Source organism: Chromobacterium sp. Beijing (genome assembly GCF_021496765.1).
Lineage (GTDB): Bacteria > Pseudomonadota > Gammaproteobacteria > Burkholderiales > Chromobacteriaceae > Chromobacterium.
Window position 1 is genome coordinate 3,679,041 of record NZ_CP053750.1, and the last position, 16,252, is coordinate 3,695,292.

At 59.7% G+C, this 16,252-nt stretch carries 10 protein-coding genes, 3 rRNA genes and 1 pseudogene; 5 read left to right on the forward strand and 9 right to left on the reverse strand.

The annotated features are described in order from the left end of the window. Window positions 1–50: 50 nt before the first annotated feature. The 9 genes from HQN78_RS17115 to recQ form a co-directional block, all read right to left on the reverse strand. Window positions 51–500: a PilX N-terminal domain-containing pilus assembly protein gene (locus HQN78_RS17115; protein WP_255701163.1), complete on the reverse strand. Its 450-nt coding sequence runs from the start codon at window positions 498–500 to the stop codon at window positions 51–53. Then, entirely contained in the window at window positions 406–1,167 is a 762-nt protein-coding gene (locus HQN78_RS17120) for a PilW family protein (protein ID WP_235085106.1), read from the reverse strand. Before HQN78_RS17120 ends, HQN78_RS17115 begins: the two co-directional genes overlap by 95 nt. After that, complete coding sequence (gene pilV / locus HQN78_RS17125; protein ID WP_370646565.1) at window positions 1,164–1,730, reverse strand: type IV pilus modification protein PilV; 567 nt, start codon at window positions 1,728–1,730, stop codon at window positions 1,164–1,166. Before pilV ends, HQN78_RS17120 begins: the two co-directional genes overlap by 4 nt. Before the next feature lies 1 nt (window position 1,731). Then, on the reverse strand, window positions 1,732–2,253 hold the full coding sequence (locus HQN78_RS17130) for a GspH/FimT family pseudopilin (RefSeq protein WP_255701165.1): 522 nt from the start codon (window positions 2,251–2,253) through the stop codon (window positions 1,732–1,734). 194 nt (window positions 2,254–2,447) lie between these two features. Then, window positions 2,448–2,562 (reverse strand): 5S ribosomal RNA (gene rrf, locus HQN78_RS17135). A gap of 121 nt (window positions 2,563–2,683) precedes the next feature. Next, a 23S ribosomal RNA gene (locus tag HQN78_RS17140) occupies window positions 2,684–5,572 on the reverse strand. A gap of 304 nt (window positions 5,573–5,876) precedes the next feature. Further along, window positions 5,877–7,412, reverse strand: a 16S ribosomal RNA gene (locus HQN78_RS17145). The 16S, 23S and 5S rRNA genes sit together here, the layout of an rRNA operon. Before the next feature lie 434 nt (window positions 7,413–7,846). Next, window positions 7,847–9,064 (reverse strand): bifunctional glutamate N-acetyltransferase/amino-acid acetyltransferase ArgJ, encoded by a 1,218-nt coding sequence (gene argJ / locus HQN78_RS17150; protein WP_235085110.1) that lies wholly within the window; start codon window positions 9,062–9,064, stop codon window positions 7,847–7,849. Between the two features lie 84 nt (window positions 9,065–9,148). After that, the gene (recQ, locus tag HQN78_RS17155) at window positions 9,149–10,954 is read right to left on the reverse strand and encodes a DNA helicase RecQ (RefSeq protein ID WP_227106342.1); all 1,806 of its coding nucleotides are present in this window, start codon (window positions 10,952–10,954) and stop codon (window positions 9,149–9,151) included. 382 nt (window positions 10,955–11,336) lie between these two features. Here recQ and HQN78_RS17160 point away from each other — a divergent pair, with 382 nt between their 5' ends. The 5 genes and pseudogenes from HQN78_RS17160 (at window position 11,337) to HQN78_RS17180 (ending at window position 16,227) form a co-directional block, all read left to right on the forward strand. Beyond that, the gene (locus HQN78_RS17160; RefSeq protein WP_235085113.1) at window positions 11,337–11,819 is read left to right on the forward strand and encodes a surface-adhesin E family protein; all 483 of its coding nucleotides are present in this window, start codon (window positions 11,337–11,339) and stop codon (window positions 11,817–11,819) included. Window positions 11,820–11,944: 125 nt separating this feature from the next. Then, window positions 11,945–12,726, forward strand: a pseudogene (locus HQN78_RS17165) (ParA family protein). 45 nt (window positions 12,727–12,771) lie between these two features. Further along, window positions 12,772–13,233 (forward strand): CHASE domain-containing protein, encoded by a 462-nt coding sequence (locus tag HQN78_RS17170; RefSeq protein WP_235085117.1) that lies wholly within the window; start codon window positions 12,772–12,774, stop codon window positions 13,231–13,233. Window positions 13,234–13,250: 17 nt separating this feature from the next. After that, window positions 13,251–15,359 (forward strand): PAS domain-containing sensor histidine kinase, encoded by a 2,109-nt coding sequence (locus tag HQN78_RS17175; RefSeq protein WP_235085119.1) that lies wholly within the window; start codon window positions 13,251–13,253, stop codon window positions 15,357–15,359. After that, on the forward strand, window positions 15,334–16,227 hold the full coding sequence (locus HQN78_RS17180; RefSeq protein ID WP_235085123.1) for a response regulator: 894 nt from the start codon (window positions 15,334–15,336) through the stop codon (window positions 16,225–16,227). The genes HQN78_RS17175 and HQN78_RS17180 overlap by 26 nt, the downstream gene beginning before the upstream one ends. Window positions 16,228–16,252 lie beyond the last annotated feature (25 nt).

Genomic DNA, 16,252 nt, shown 5'->3' on the forward strand with positions numbered 1-16,252 from the left:
TCCTTACTGCTCCACCCAGACGACGGACTCCAATTGCGTCTGAGTTGTGTTCAACAGGGTCTTGCGGCCGCCGTAGCCCGTCGCCCGCAACAGGTAATAATCTCGTCCCCGCTGGTGCTGACATAGCTGATGGTATAGGTGGCGGATGCGGCCGAATTGGACACGGCGACAGTGCCGCTCGCCGTGGTGCCGCTTGCCGGCAGATTGTCGGCCGTGGCGATATAAGTCTCGGCCTGACGCATCGCCACTTCTGCCGCCATGAAGGCGATGGCCCGCTCGCGATTGTTGCCGCCCAGTTTTTCTTCCATCAGCGCCGAACGCACCGCCCCGAAACCGAGCATCGCCAGCACGGTCAGGAAGATCAGAGCCACCAGTAATGAAAACCCTGCTGTTGCGCCTTGGCCGTCATGACAGATTGTTCCGCAAGAAGATGGAGGTCCGGAAGGTTCGCGCCAGCTTGCCGTTATTGGACACCCCGGCCGCCGGATAGGCGCTGCCATTGCAGTCGGTCACGGAGTAGCCGCTGGGCGCGGTGTACTGCGTGTCCGACTCCACCAGGATGCAGACCCTCACCACATGCACTTTGGTCCAGTCTGCAACCGCCGCCGCCGCCGCATAACTCTCCGGAATATTATCCGGCGTCGTGCTGCTATCCACCCCATACGTCAGCACCAATTGCTTCACCCCGCTCAACACCGTGCTGGTGCTGCCCGCCGAGGCGCAGGTCATCACATCGCTGGCGGTACGGGCAATTGCGAAACTATAAGCCGTCGACGCGCTGGCCACCGGACTGCCCTGGCAATCTATGATCTGATTATCGTTATTTCCGTAAAAGCGGTAGTTCAAAGTGCCGCTCGCCTCCAGCAACACCGTGCCCGCGCTCGTGAATGTCGTGCCGCTGGCGGGGAAATTGACCGCCAAGCCATTGGCCAGCTTGGTGGTGTCCACATAGCCGGCCTGACGCACTTGCTCCGATATCCAGCGGAGGGCGAAACGGCCTTTCTCCTGCACCTCGGCCTGCGCCGCCTGGCTGCGAAACACGGTCTTGTTGGAATAGAACACCTGGCCGACCAGCAGCACCACCATCAAGCCCAGTGTCAACGCCACCATCAGCTCGATCAAGGTCATGCCGCCTTCACGGCGGCTGCGCATCGCCAAGGTTTTCATCGGAATCGGTACTCGAAGGTCTGGGTTTGCATGGGAGTGGTGCCGCTCGCCGCTTTTTCCTGCCAGCTGACGCTGACCGAAACCTGACAAGCCGTACCCGTACCCGCCCCTGCCAGGCTGTAGCTACACGCGCTCAAGGTAGCGGCGGAACTGCCGTCCGCCTTTTTCAGCAGAACCTGCACCGAGCCCGAACCCAGCAAACTATTGGCCGTGGATGAAAAGTAAGAAGTGTCTGTCGTCGCCATGGTCTGCGTGGCGGAACTGTTGGCGGTACAATCCGACGTCGCCACCCCGGAGGCGTAGCACCCCAGCGCGCTATTCAAGTCCATCTGATTGCTGGCAGTATTCAGGGCGTAAACCTGATCGCCGGTCGCCGCCCTCACCCGCTCGGCCGCCTCCACCGCCAATTCCGAAGCCAGGCTGCGCATATAAGCGTCGTGCGAATCGCGGATGGATTTCAGCTGCATGCCGGCCATGGCCAGCATGCCCAGGGCCACCACTAGCACTGAGATCAGCACCTCCAGCAAGGAGAACCCAGCCTCCGCTCTTATCCGTGCGCGCATATCAATTCCCGCTGATCAAGCCGTACGGCGCCACCTGCACCGTACTGCTGGCCGTAGTGGTCTGGCTACGAAACTGAATCTGCAGCGTGGTGGTCAGGCGCGTGCCGCTGGCCGTCGCTCCCCTCGCCTCGCCGCTGGGCGCAAAACGAAAACCGGCCACCGTGCTCGAAGCGACAGCGGCACCGCCAGGGTTATGCACCGACAGGATTTCGCTACTGGAAGGCGCGCCGCTGCCATCGAGATCGGCGAAAACCAGCCAGCCCACCGACCAATTGCTGGCCGCATTGGAACAACTGCTGCCATCGGTCGATGCGCACACACCCACCGGCACGCCGCGGCGAATCGCTTCGGCGCGGGCATTGGTCATGTCCGCCACCAAGGCGCGCGACAACGCCTGGTAACGATTGGTGTCAATGAATTGGTTGAACGCCGGCACCGCCAATGCCAGGCCAATCCCCACCACCGCAATGGTCACCAATAGCTCAACCATGGTGAAACCACCCAACGTCGTTCGCCGGCCCATTCCATTCCCATTGCTTAAGCTGTTTTTTCAGGATTGTATAGAGAAGCGAACGCAGGCAAGCCTGGCTGGACAAGCGGCAACTAAATCAAGACAGAAGGGAAAGACAAGGAGCAGAAACGGGAAAGGGATCGTCAGCCAGACGGCGATGCAATGCATAAAGCCCAGCTCGATTGAGCTGGGCTTTGCAATGGGGCGTCTGGCGGTGTCCTACTTTCACATGGCGAATGCCACACTATCATCGGCGCTAAGGCGTTTCACGGTCCTGTTCGGGATGGGAAGGCGTGGGACCACCTCGCTATGGCCACCAGACATAAACTGGTACAAACTTGAAGAAGCCTGGGATGGTCTACACCACCCCGCATATATTCGGTATTCAATTGTGTCGCACAACACTATCTCGTCACTCGGTTTCCCAAGCCACTCAAATGATAGGATCAAGCCTCACGAGCAATTAGTATCGGTTAGCTTAACGCCTCACAGCGCTTCCACACCCGACCTATCAACGTCCTGGTCTCGAACGACTCTTCAGGAGGGTCAAGCCCTCAGGGAAGTCTCATCTTCAGGCGAGTTTCCCGCTTAGATGCTTTCAGCGGTTATCTCTTCCGCACTTAGCTACCCGGCAATGCGACTGGCGTCACAACCGGTACACCAGAGGTGCGTCCACTCCGGTCCTCTCGTACTAGGAGCAGCCCCCGTCAAACTTCCAACGCCCACTGCAGATAGGGACCAAACTGTCTCACGACGTTTTGAACCCAGCTCACGTACCACTTTAAATGGCGAACAGCCATACCCTTGGGACCGGCTACAGCCCCAGGATGTGATGAGCCGACATCGAGGTGCCAAACACCGCCGTCGATGTGAACTCTTGGGCGGTATCAGCCTGTTATCCCCGGAGTACCTTTTATCCGTTGAGCGATGGCCCTTCCATTCAGAACCACCGGATCACTATGTCCTGCTTTCGCACCTGCTCGACTTGTCGGTCTCGCAGTTAAGCTACCTTTTGCCATTGCACTATCAGCACGATTTCCGACCGTACCTAGGTAACCTTCGAACTCCTCCGTTACACTTTGGGAGGAGACCGCCCCAGTCAAACTGCCTACCATGCACTGTCCCCAATCCGGATCACGGACCAAGGTTAGAACCTCAAACACACCAGGGTGGTATTTCAAGGACGGCTCCATGAGAACTAGCGTTCCCACTTCATAGCCTCCCACCTATCCTACACAAGTCTGTTCAAAGTCCAATGCAAAGCTACAGTAAAGGTTCACGGGGTCTTTCCGTCTAGCAGCGGGGAGATTGCATCTTCACAAACACTTCAACTTCGCTGAGTCTCAGGAGGAGACAGTGTGGCCATCGTTACGCCATTCGTGCGGGTCGGAACTTACCCGACAAGGAATTTCGCTACCTTAGGACCGTTATAGTTACGGCCGCCGTTTACTGGGGCTTCGATCAAGAGCTTGCACCCCATCACTTAACCTTCCAGCACCGGGCAGGCGTCACACCGTATACGTCCACTTTCGTGTTGGCACAGTGCTGTGTTTTTGTTAAACAGTCGCAGCCACCGATTCTCTGCGACCTCTCAAAGCTCCTCCCGCAGGGGATTCACTCTAAGAGGCATACCTTCTCCCGAAGTTACGGTATCAATTTGCCGAGTTCCTTCTCCTGAGTTCTCTCAAGCGCCTTAGAATTCTCATCCTGCCCACCTGTGTCGGTTTGCGGTACGGTTCTTATGCAGCTGAAGCTTAGTGGCTTTTCCTGGAAGCGTGGTATCAGTCACTTCAGGTCCGTAGACCCTCGTCATCACGTCTCGGCCTTAAGGGAAGGCGGATTTGCCTACCTCCCCAGCCTACCGGCTTAAACAGACTATTCCAACAGTCTGATGACCTAACCTTCTCCGTCCCCACATCGCACTGCATAAAAGTACGGGAATTTTAACCCGTTTCCCATCGACTACGCTTTTCAGCCTCGCCTTAGGGGCCGACTCACCCTACGCCGATGAACGTTGCGTAGGAAACCTTGGGCTTTCGGCGAGCGGGCTTTTCACCCGCTTTATCGCTACTCATGTCAGCATTCGCACTTCTGATATCTCCAGCATCCCTTACGAGACACCTTCACAGACCTACAGAACGCTCCCCTACCATCTGCACTTACGTGCAAATCCGCAGCTTCGGTTATCAGTTTGAGCCCCGTTACATCTTCCGCGCAGGACGACTCGACCAGTGAGCTATTACGCTTTCTTTAAATGATGGCTGCTTCTAAGCCAACATCCTGGCTGTCTATGCCTTCCCACCTCGTTTACCACTTAACTGATCATTTGGGACCTTAGCTGGCGGTCTGGGTTGTTTCCCTCTTGACGATGGACGTTAGCACCCACCGTCTGTCTCCCATGCTCGCACTTTCCGGTATTCAGAGTTTGCCATGGTTTGGTAAATCGCAATGACCCCCTAGCCATAACAGTGCTTTACCCCCGGAAGTGATACATGAGGCACTACCTAAATAGTTTTCGGGGAGAACCAGCTATCTCCGAGTTTGTTTAGCCTTTCACCCCTATCCACAGCTCATCCCCTAGTTTTGCAACACTAGTGGGTTCGGACCTCCAGTGCGTGTTACCGCACCTTCATCCTGGCCATGGATAGATCACTCGGTTTCGGGTCTACGCCCAGCAACTAAATCGCCCTATTCGGACTCGGTTTCCCTACGCCTCCCCTATTCGGTTAAGCTCGCTACTGAACGTAAGTCGCTGACCCATTATACAAAAGGTACGCAGTCACGGAACAAGTCCGCTCCCACTGTTTGTATGCATCCGGTTTCAGGTTCTATTTCACTCCCCTCCCGGGGTTCTTTTCGCCTTTCCCTCACGGTACTGGTTCACTATCGGTCGATCATGAGTATTTAGCCTTGGAGGATGGTCCCCCCATCTTCAGACAGGATTTCTCGTGTCCCGCCCTACTTATCGTACGCCTAGTCCTTGGAATGCGTTTTCGTGTACGGGGCTATCACCCACTATGGCGGTCCTTTCCATGAACCTTCCACTAACACAATCCATAACACGTACAGGCTCTTCCGCGTTCGCTCGCCACTACTAACGGAATCTCGGTTGATTTCTTTTCCTGCAGCTACTTAGATGTTTCAGTTCGCTGCGTTCGCCTCCTCAGACCTATGGATTCAGTCTGGGATCTCCTTGCGGAGGGGTTTCCCCATTCGGACATCGCGGGATCAAAGCTCTATTGCCAGCTCCCCCGCGCTTTTCGCAGGCTTACACGTCCTTCTTCGCCTATGATCGCCAAGGCATCCACCAGATGCACTTAGTCGCTTGACCCTATCATTTCAGTAACCTAGATCACCAAAACAACAAGTGTGTTTGTGCGACGACTACACCGCCCCTTTTGATATGGCGACGTAGCCTAGATACAATCAAATACCCAAGATGACGATCCGTCCGCGTAAAGAGTTAACTCTACGCTTCCTTCTCGCCGTCTTTATATATTCGGCTTCTTCAGTTTGTTAAAGATCAGTGCGTTCAAACAACGCGATCACAGTACTCATCCAAGCACTCTGATCGCGAGACTCAAACTCGCGAATAACCGATAGGCTGTAAGTACTCGATCAACAACCTTCTCTAGAAAGGAGGTGATCCAGCCGCAGGTTCCCCTACGGCTACCTTGTTACGACTTCACCCCAGTCATGAATCCCACCGTGGTAAGCGGCCTCCTTACGGTTAGCCTACCCACTTCTGGTGAAACTCACTCCCATGGTGTGACGGGCGGTGTGTACAAGACCCGGGAACGTATTCACCGCAGCATGCTGATCTGCGATTACTAGCGATTCCGACTTCACGCACTCGAGTTGCAGAGTGCGATCCGGACTACGATCGGTTTTATGAGATTGGCTCCACCTCGCGGCTTCGCGACCCTCTGTACCGACCATTGTATGACGTGTGAAGCCCTGGTCATAAGGGCCATGAGGACTTGACGTCATCCCCACCTTCCTCCGGTTTGTCACCGGCAGTCCCATTAGAGTGCCCAACTTAATGATGGCAACTAATGGCAAGGGTTGCGCTCGTTGCGGGACTTAACCCAACATCTCACGACACGAGCTGACGACAGCCATGCAGCACCTGTGTTAACGCTCCCTTTCGGGCACCACCACATCTCTGCGGCGTTCGTTACATGTCAAGACCAGGTAAGGTTTTTCGCGTTGCATCGAATTAATCCACATCATCCACCGCTTGTGCGGGTCCCCGTCAATTCCTTTGAGTTTTAACCTTGCGGCCGTACTCCCCAGGCGGTCAACTTCTCGCGTTAGCTACGCTACCAAGGATTCAAACCCCCAACAGCTAGTTGACATCGTTTAGGGCGTGGACTACCAGGGTATCTAATCCTGTTTGCTCCCCACGCTTTCGTGCATGAGCGTCAGTGTCATCCCAGGGGGCTGCCTTCGCCATCGGTATTCCTCCGCATCTCTACGCATTTCACTGCTACACGCGGAATTCTACCCCCCTCTGACGCACTCTAGTCGTGCAGTCTCCAATGCCGTTCCCAGGTTAAGCCCGGGGCTTTCACATCAGACTTGCACAACCGCCTGCGCACGCTTTACGCCCAGTAATTCCGATTAACGCTTGCACCCTACGTATTACCGCGGCTGCTGGCACGTAGTTAGCCGGTGCTTATTCTTCCGGTACTCTCAGACCCAGCGGTTATTAACCACTAGGATTTGCTCCCGGACAAAAGTCCTTTACAACCCGAAGGCCTTCTTCAGACACGCGGCATGGCTGGATCAGGCTTGCGCCCATTGTCCAAAATTCCCCACTGCTGCCTCCCGTAGGAGTCTGGGCCGTGTCTCAGTCCCAGTGTGGCGGATCATCCTCTCAGACCCGCTACTGATCGACGCCTTGGTGAGCCTTTACCTCACCAACTAGCTAATCAGACATCGGCTGCTCGTATAACGTGAGGCCTTACGGTCCCCCACTTTCCCCCTCAGGGCGTATGCGGTATTAATCCGGCTTTCGCCGAGCTATCCCCCATTACACGGTACATTCCGATGCATTACTCACCCGTTCGCCACTCGTCAGCGGTGCAAGCACCCTGTTACCGTTCGACTTGCATGTGTAAAGCATGCCGCCAGCGTTCAATCTGAGCCAGGATCAAACTCTTCAGTTCAATTCCAAGCAAATTTTCTGGCACGCAAGATCAAAGAAACATCGAGACATTTCTCGTCTTGCAGTGCAAGTGTTTGGTCATCGACCGAGCACTTACACCTATCGGTTATTCGTTCTGTTAAAGATCAGTGCAGGTCGCTGCGTTTCGTTTCCGTCGCTGCGTTGTCTGCTGAGGAGGTGAAATATACGTTACAGCCCTCGCTCCGTCAACACCTATTTTGAAAAAAGACGGAGATTTCGCAAGCAGAGCCGGCAAGCTTTTGATTTGTAAAGAAGCTGCCATTCCGGGCCGGAACAATTTCTCTCCAACGCTCCGACAAGCCCTCGCGGAGGAAACGCCCAGGATGCGAAAAAGCCCCGATTGACGGGGCTTTTTCTGGGCAGGAGGCCGGCATTCCGGCAAACGGAGCGGCCCAAACGGCTAAAACGCCTTGCTCAGCTGCGGTAATCCGCATTGATCTTCACATAGTCATAAGAGAAGTCGCAGGTCCAAACCGTGGCTTCCGCCGCGCCGCGCCCCAGGTTTACCCGCACCAGGATTTCCGGCTGGGCCATCACGCGCTGGCCGTCTTCTTCTTTATATAGAGGATTGCGTCCGCCGTTGACCGCGACCAGCACCTCGTCCAGATACAGCTCCAGGCGATCGACGTCCAGGTCCTGCACCCCGGCGTAGCCGATGGCGCACAGCAGGCGCCCCAGGTTTGGGTCGGAAGCGAAGAAAGCGGTTTTCACCAGCGGGGAACGCGCGATGGCGTAAGCAACGTCCTTGCACTCTTCGAAGGAGCGGCCGCCCTCAACTTTGACGGTGATGAACTTGGTGGCGCCCTCGCCGTCGCGGACGATGGCCTGAGCCAGCGCCGTGGCGACTTGAATCAGTTCCGCCTTCAGCGCCTGATAGGCCGCCAGCTGCGGCGAATCGATCAACGAAGCGCCGCTTTGACCGGTGGAGATCAGAATAAAGCTGTCGTTGGTGGAGGTGTCGCCGTCCACCGAGATGCAATTGAAGGAAACATCGGCCACTTCCTTCACCAGCTGACGCAGCACCGGACGCGTCACAGCGGCGTCGGTGGCGATGAAGCCCAGCATGGTGGCCATATTGGGATGAATCATGCCGGCGCCCTTGGAGATGCCGGTGATGTTGACCGGATGACCGTCCAGCGTCAGGCGGGCGCTGACCGCCTTAGGCGCGGTGTCCGTGGTCATGATGGCGCGGGCGGCGTCGGCCCAGTCCGCGCCTTGCCGATGCGGCAGCGCCGCGGCGATCTTGTCCACCGGCAGCGGCTCCAGGATGACGCCGGTGGAAAAGGGCAGGATCTGTTCCGGCTGGCAGCCAAGCTCATCGGCCAGCGTGCGGCAGACTTGCAGCGCGTCGCTGCGCCCTTGTTCGCCGGTGCCGGCGTTGGCGTTGCCGGTGTTGACGACCAGCGCGCGAATCTGCACGCCGGCGTCCAGATGCTTTTTGCAGATTTGCACCGGCGCGGCGCAGAAGCGGTTTTGGGTGAACACGCCGGCAACCGTGTTGCCTTTGTCCAGACGGATGACCAGCACGTCGTTGCGGTCGGCTTTCTTGATGCCGGCGGCGGCAACGCTCAGTTCCACGCCGGGAATGGGGAAGAGATGTTCGCCGCTGACGGGCTTGAGGTTTACTGCCATCTATCGCTCCAGATCAATCAATATTATTCGCATCGATTGTAGCGGATTTGATCCGCCGGACCGGAAACAAAAACGGCGGCCGGATCAACCCGCCTCGGCCGCCGCCGCGCTCAGCAGTTCAAGCAGCGCTTCGCCGTAGCGCGCCAGCTTGAGTTCGCCCAATCCATACACCTTGGCCAAGCCGGCGCGGGAGCTGGGATGCTTTTCCACCAGGTCGCGCAGGGTGCGGTCGGAGAACACCGCGTAGGCCGGCACATTGTGTTCGTCCGCCATTTGCCGGCGCCAGCCGCGCAGCGCCTGCCACAGCCGCTCTTCGCGCTCGGTGCGCAGCCAGCGATCGGCACTGGCGCTGCTGCGCGTCGCCTTGTCGTCGGCCAGCGGCCGCAGATAGACTTTTTCCTGGCCTTTGAGCACGGCCCGGCATTCGTCGCTCAACACCAGCGACTGACCGCGGGCGATGTCGACATGCAGCAGCTTGCGCGCCACCAGTTGGCGGATGATGGAGCGCCAAACGCGTTGGTTGTAGTCGCGACCGATGCCGAAGGTGGACAGCTTGTCATGGCCGTAATGACCGACGCTTTGATTGGCGCGGCCCAGCAGCACGTCGATCACGTGGCCGGCGGAGAAGCGCTGCTCCACCCGGTAGATGCAGGACAGCAGCTTTTGCACCGCCACGGTGGCGTCGAAGGTGATGGGCGGATGCAGACAGTTGTCGCAATGGCCGCAAGGCCGGCTCTGTTCGCTGAAATGCGCCAGGATGTGCTGACGGCGGCAGGAGGCGGCTTCGCAGAAGGCCAGCATGGCTTCGAGCTTGCCCAGTTCCACCTGCTTTTGCAGCTCGGCCATTTCCCCGCCTTCTATCATTTGCCGCAGTTGCACCACGTCGTTGAGCCCGTAGCACAGCCAGCTGGCGGCGGGCAGGCCGTCGCGGCCGGCGCGGCCGGATTCCTGATAAAAGTTTTCCGGGCTCTTGGGCATGTCGATATGAGCGACGAAGCGCACGTCCGGCTTGTCTATGCCCATGCCGAAGGCGACGGTGGCGACCATGACCACGCCTTCGTCACGCAGGAATTCGCGCTGGTTCGCCTCGCGTTGCTGATGGCTGAGGCCGGCGTGGTAGGGCAAGGCGTGGATGCCGTTGTCGCACAGCCATTGAGCGGTGTCTTCCACGCGCTTGCGCGACAGGCAGTAAACGATGCCGGCGCTGCCCGGGTATTCGTTGCGGATGAAGTCGAGCAGCTGCTTTTTGGCGTTGTGCTTTTCCACCACTTGGTAGAACAGATTGGGCCGGTCGAAGCTGGACAGGAAGACGCGCGCGTCCTGCAGCTTCAGGTAATGGATGATGTCGGCGCGGGTCTGTTCGTCGGCGGTGGCGGTCAGGGCGATGCGCGGCACTTGTGGGAAGCGCTCGGCCAGAAAGCCCAATTGCTGGTATTCCGGGCGGAAATCGTGCCCCCAGTGGCTGACGCAATGCGCTTCGTCGATGGCGAACAGGCTGATGTTCAGCTGCGACACGAATTCTTGGAAACGCGGGGTCAGCAGGCGCTCCGGAGCCACGTACAAAAGATCCAGCGAGCCGGCGCGCGCCTGGCGCGCGATGTCGCGCGCCTCGTCCAGCGGGGTGGCGGAATTGAGACAGGCGGCGGCCACGCCCTGCTCCACCAGGGTGGCGACCTGGTCCTGCATCAGCGCGATCAGCGGCGACACCACGATGGCGACGCCCGGCCGCATCAACGCGGGGATCTGAAAGCAGAGGCTCTTGCCGCCGCCGGTGGGCATCAACACCAGCGCGTGGCCGCCCTGGGCGACGTGATCGACAATCTCCCCTTGCTGCCCGCGGAATTCGGGATAGCCGAAGATATTATTGAGTAGGGAGAGCGCGTCCTGCATAAGCCGTCTTCTTGCGAGAAGGGGCCTATTGTACGGCAAGTGGCCGGCAGCGTCCCGTCCCGGGAGCCACGGGCAAAAAAAGGGCCGCTGGAGTGCAGCGGCCATAAAGTTGGATGGAGACAATGTGAAACGAAGAGGAAAAATGCTCTCGCACTACCATGGACCTGTGGGACACTCGCGAAGTTCCTTTTTTCCCATTTATTTTTGGCGTTTTTTCGCAAAAAAATACTTATATGGCATTGCGGATTTTTTGCGGCGCCGCACTGTCGAAGGCAGCCTGCCACCCATCTCTAGCCACCGCCGCGCAAGCCGTTCCGCGCGCCGACGCTTGGAGCCTTCCCCCGGCTGTGCGACACTGACCGACGATTTCTTGGAGGCATTAATGCGTAATATTTGGCCCGTCCTGCTGGCGGCCGCAGTGATCAGCGGCTGCGCCAGCGCCCCCAGCAAAGCACCCAGCCCATCGACCGTCGGCAAGCCCGCGCAGTCCGGGGCCAGTCCGGCCAACGCCGATTGGCAAAACCTGGGGGTCTCCCCCAACGGCAACATCCTGAACGAACTGGACAAGCTGTCTGTTCGCAAGCAGGGCCAGGTGGCCAGCTTTCGCGACCGCAAGACCATCTTCAATCTGAAGAAGGAAAACTTCCTGTCCACGCCGCGTCACAAGGTGTCGATCAATACTTGGCAGATAGACTGTTCGCAGCGCACTTTCCGCCTGCTGGACATGGTGCTGTTCGATGAGAACGGCCGCCAGATCGCCAGCTTCACCTATAATGACGCTCAGATAAAACCTATGCCGGTAGTGCAGAATTCGGCCAGCTATCAACAGATGCTGCTGGTATGCAAGGGCGAACCCGGGTTCTGAGCCCGTTTCGCCCAGCCCGCTCGCTCGCGGCCGCGTCCCGCGGCGCGCCAAAACGCGAGCGGGCGTTTTTTGCGTAGCGGCCCCGCCGCCCAACCGGCCCCATGCCTGGAGCGCCCATGCAAGCGATTCGACGAGTGGTCTTCAATCAAAAAGGGGGGTGGGCAAGTCCACCATTACCGTCAATCTGGCCGCCGTCGCCGCCAAACAGGGCAAACGGGTGCTGTTGGTGGACCTGGATCCGCAGGGCAACGCCAGCCATTATCTGATGGGTTCCGCCGCCCGGGACGACGCGCCGTCGCTGGCCGGCCTGTTCGAGCAGATGCTGAGCATTTCCATGTTCAGCAAGGAGCCGGCGGACTTTGTCCGCGCCACGCCGCTGACCGGGCTCAGTCTGCTGGCTTCGCACCCGGACCTTGCCGAGCTGATGGGCAAGCTGGAAGCTCGCTACAAGATGTTCAAACTCAAGGAAGCGCTGGACAGCTTGAGCGGCCGGTTCGACGAGATCTGGATCGACACTCCGCCGGCCTTGAACTTCTTCACCCGCTCGGCGCTGATCGCCGCTGACCGCTGCCTGATTCCCTTCGACTGCGATGCCTTTTCCCGCCAGGCCCTCTATAACCTGAAAGTGAATACCGAGGAAATCCGCGCCGACCACAATCCCGAGTTGTTCATCGAAGGCATCGTGGTCAACCAGTTCCAGGCGCGGGCCAGTTTGCCGGTGCGCCTGGTGGAGGAGCTCAAGCAAGAAGGCCTGCCGGTGTTGTCCTCTCCGCTGTCTTCATCCGTGAAAATCCGGGAGTCACACGATGCGGCGCTTCCCATGGTGTACCTGGACCCGCGCCACAAACTGTCTCGCGAGTTCGAAGCGCTTTACCAGGAGCTGGCGCGGGATGGACGGCCGGCCTAGCGTCCCTCTCCCGTCGTCCGCCGGCTCGCGCGGAGGCGGCTCCCCTTGAATCGCCTGAGCTCGCTGCTGGTCAGCGGCCTGCTGAGCGTCGGCCTGCTGTCCGCCGAATACTGGCTGATGATCAACGATGAACGCGCCGAGCTCATCGACCGCCAGCATTACTGGGGCGAATTGAGCGCCGAGTTGCTGCGGGTGCGGATGCAGGCGATGCTGGATCACTCCGCCGTGCTGGCGCAGAGCCTGGCCAACAGCCCTCAGCCGCGTTCATTGGCCGTGCTCGCGCGCAGCACCATCCGCGACGATACGCCGTTCGGCGGTCTGGGCATCATCGAATACGTGCGCCCGGAACAGCGCGAGGCGTTCGAGAGCCGCATCGCCAACAGCATACGCGTATTGCAGGACCGCCATCTGGCGCCCAGCCCGCGCCGCCCGCTGTACTATCCGGTGTCCGGCTACCTGCCGGACGACAGCAACGCCTTGCCGCAAGGTCTGGACCTGGGGGCGTAGGCAACGCCCGCCGCAAGATGGACCTGGCGCGCCACAGCACCCAGCCGGTGCTGATGCCGACCACGCTGCCCGGCAGCAACGGCAGCCGTCTGGACATCGTCGTGCGGCTGAACGACGACAACACCCTGCTGCTGCTGAATCTGCGCAAGGACAAGCTGATCCAGGACAGCCAGCGCGAACCCGGCACCGCCAGCCCGCTGCGCCATGTCCGCATCGTCGCCTGGACCCAGGAACAACCTGACGCGCCGCTGCTGGACTCCCAGCCCACCCGGCCGCTGCCGTCCACGCCGCCTTTGTACACCATTCGCCACAATCTGGGCGGCAACGAGATCTTGTTCGGCGCCTATCCGCAAGGCGTAGCCAATCCCGGCATGCGGCTGACCCACTGGGCGATCCTGGCCACCACGGCCGGTTTTTTGCTGGCGATGTTCTGGTTCCAGCAACAGCAGGCCCAATCCCGGCGCCGGATGCAGGATCAGCTCAAGCGCAGCCAGCAGCAATTGGAAATGAACACGCGCACGCTGCGCGAGCAGATCAACGACAGAGTGATGTCCGAGCAGGCGCTGGCGCAGAGCGAGGCGCGCCAGCGCGCCATTCTGCAAGCCAGTTCCGACGCCATCATCCTGATCGACCACCAGGGCCTGGTCTTGCAGATCAATCCGGCGGCGGTGCGGCTGATCGGCCAATCGGCGGACATGGTGCGGCAACTGCCGATAGGCAAGCTGCTGGACGAGCTGTACGACCGCAATCCGGCGCGCAGCTTCGAACACATCGCCCAGGAGCACGAGGGCCGGCCGTTCGAGGCCAGCTTGCGCCGCAGCGACGAGCATATGCTGCCGGTGGAGCTGTCGCTCAGCCGGGTCACCTTGCCGGACGACTGGTTCTACGTGGTGGTGTGCCGCGACATCTCCATCCGCAAGGAGCAGGAAGCGGCGCTGATCGAACTGAAAAACAGCCTGGCCGAGCAGGTGGAAGTGCAAAGCCGCCAGCTGTCCGCGCTGCTGGACGCCAGCCCGATGGCGATGGCCTACATCGTGGACCGCAATCTGCTCCAGGTGAACCGCGCCTTTCTCGATCTGTTCGAGCAGCGCGAGGAAGTCGTCCTCGGCCACAGCACCCTGCCCTTCTTTGAATCGCCTGAGCAATGGGAGCGCACCGGCAAGGCGCTGTACAGCCTGCTCAACGACGGCAAGGTGGTGCAGACCGAGCAAAGGCTGCGCACCGGCACCGGCAAGCTGTTCTGGTGCCGGCTGTACGGCAAGGCCATCAACCCCTCGGTGCCCAAGCTCGGCACCATCTGGCTGTACCAGGACTTTTCCGCCCAGCGCGCGCTGGAGGAAACCCTGCGCCACGCCAAGGTGCTGGCCGAGGAAAACAGCCGCGCCAAGACAGAGTTCCTGGCCAATATGTCCCACGAGCTGCGCACGCCGCTGCACGCCATCCTGGGCTTCACCGAAATGGGCCAGGCCCGCTCGCGCGGGCAGCACGACGACAAGATGGCGCAATACTTCAGCCGCATCCAGAGCAGTGGCAACCGGCTGCTGACCCTGCTCAACGATTTGCTCGACCTGGCCAAGATGGAAGTGGGCCGCATGGAATACACCATAAGCCGCAACAATCTGTGCCAATGCCTGCACGACATCTGCGACGAAATGACGCCGCTGGCCGCGCTCAACGACATCCGCATCTATCTGAACTGCTCGTCGGAGCAACTGCACGCCGACATCGACCCCTTCCGCATCGGCCAAGTGATGCGCAACCTGCTGTCCAACGCCATCAAGTTCAGCCCGCACGGCGGCGAGATCTACGTCAACGCCGGCCTGCGCCAGGACGCCGACGGCGAGAACATCCTCGTCACCGTGGAAGACACCGGCCCCGGCGTGCCGGAGTCCGAACTGGAAAGCATTTTCGACAAATTCATCCAGAGCAGCAGCACCAAGACCGGCGCAGGCGGCACCGGCCTGGGGCTGGCCATTTGCCGCGAGATCATCTCCGCCCACCATGGCCGCATCTTCGCCAGCAATTTGCCGACACGCGGCGCGCTGTTCACCTTCATCATTCCGCGCACCGGACAGGCCGGCGCCACGGAGGACCCCAACCATGCCCCACAAACTACTGCTCGTTGACGACGAACCCTTCAATCTGGAGCTGATGGCCGAGCTGCTGCAGGATGCCGGCCACGAAGTGGTCCAGGCCGAGGACGGAGAGACCGCGCTGGACATCCTGCAGCGAGAAGGCGAAACCTTCTCCACCGTGCTGCTGGACAAGATGATGCCCGGCATCAGCGGCTTCGACGTGCTCAAGCGCATCAAGAGCGAGCCGCGGCTGGAGTTTTTGCCGGTCATCATGCAAACCGCCATGGGCGCGGCCTCCAGCGTGCAGGAAGGGCTGGCGGCCGGCGCCTTCTACTATCTGACCAAGCCGTTTTCCCGCGACATGCTGCTGGCCATCGTCGAGGCGGCGATAGGCCACTGGGACCGCTACGCCCACTTCCGCGAACTGGCCAATCTTCACGTCGACGCCCTGCGCCACCTGAACAAGGCCACCTTCAGCTGCCGCAGCCACAAGGAAGCCCAGACCGTCACCGCCCTGCTGGCCAAAACCTGCGCCCATCCGGAGCGGGTGGCCACCGGCCTGTTCGAGCTGCTGGTCAACGCCATCGAGCACGGCAATCTGGACATCAGCTTCGACGAGAAAAGCCACTATATGGCCGAAGGCCAGTGGGAGGCCGAGCTGGCCCGCCGCATGCAAGACCCGGTGCTGGGACAGCGCCAGATCAGCGTGGACTTCAGCCGCGAACCGGAACAGATGCGCTTCACCATCAGCGATATGGGCGCGGGCTTCGACTGGGAGCATTACCAAAACGCCGAGCCCGCCTCGCTGATGTCCAGTCATGGGCGCGGCATCCTGATCGCGCGCAGGCTGTCCTTCGACGGCCTGCACTACCAGGGCCGGGGCAATATCGTGGTCGCCCACGTCAACAGCGGAGAATAAGACGCGGTTCAAGGCCGCGCTGAGG

Excerpts from the sequence above, each read along its gene's own strand:
- HQN78_RS17115 (WP_255701163.1), bottom strand. The coding sequence starts at position 500 with ATGGCAGCGCCTATCCGGCGGCCGGGGTGTCCAATAACGGCAAGCTGG.
- HQN78_RS17120 (WP_235085106.1), bottom strand. The coding sequence starts at position 1,167 with ATGAAAACCTTGGCGATGCGCAGCCGCCGTGAAGGCGGCATGACCTTG.
- pilV (WP_370646565.1), bottom strand. The coding sequence starts at position 1,730 with ATGCGCGCACGGATAAGAGCGGAGGCTGGGTTCTCCTTGCTGGAGGTG.
- HQN78_RS17130 (WP_255701165.1), bottom strand. The coding sequence starts at position 2,253 with ATGGGCCGGCGAACGACGTTGGGTGGTTTCACCATGGTTGAGCTATTG.
- argJ (WP_235085110.1), bottom strand. The coding sequence starts at position 9,064 with ATGGCAGTAAACCTCAAGCCCGTCAGCGGCGAACATCTCTTCCCCATT.
- recQ (WP_227106342.1), bottom strand. The coding sequence starts at position 10,954 with ATGCAGGACGCGCTCTCCCTACTCAATAATATCTTCGGCTATCCCGAA.
- HQN78_RS17160 (WP_235085113.1), top strand. The coding sequence starts at position 11,337 with ATGCGTAATATTTGGCCCGTCCTGCTGGCGGCCGCAGTGATCAGCGGC.
- HQN78_RS17175 (WP_235085119.1), top strand. The coding sequence starts at position 13,251 with ATGGACCTGGCGCGCCACAGCACCCAGCCGGTGCTGATGCCGACCACG.
- HQN78_RS17180 (WP_235085123.1), top strand. The coding sequence starts at position 15,334 with ATGCCCCACAAACTACTGCTCGTTGACGACGAACCCTTCAATCTGGAG.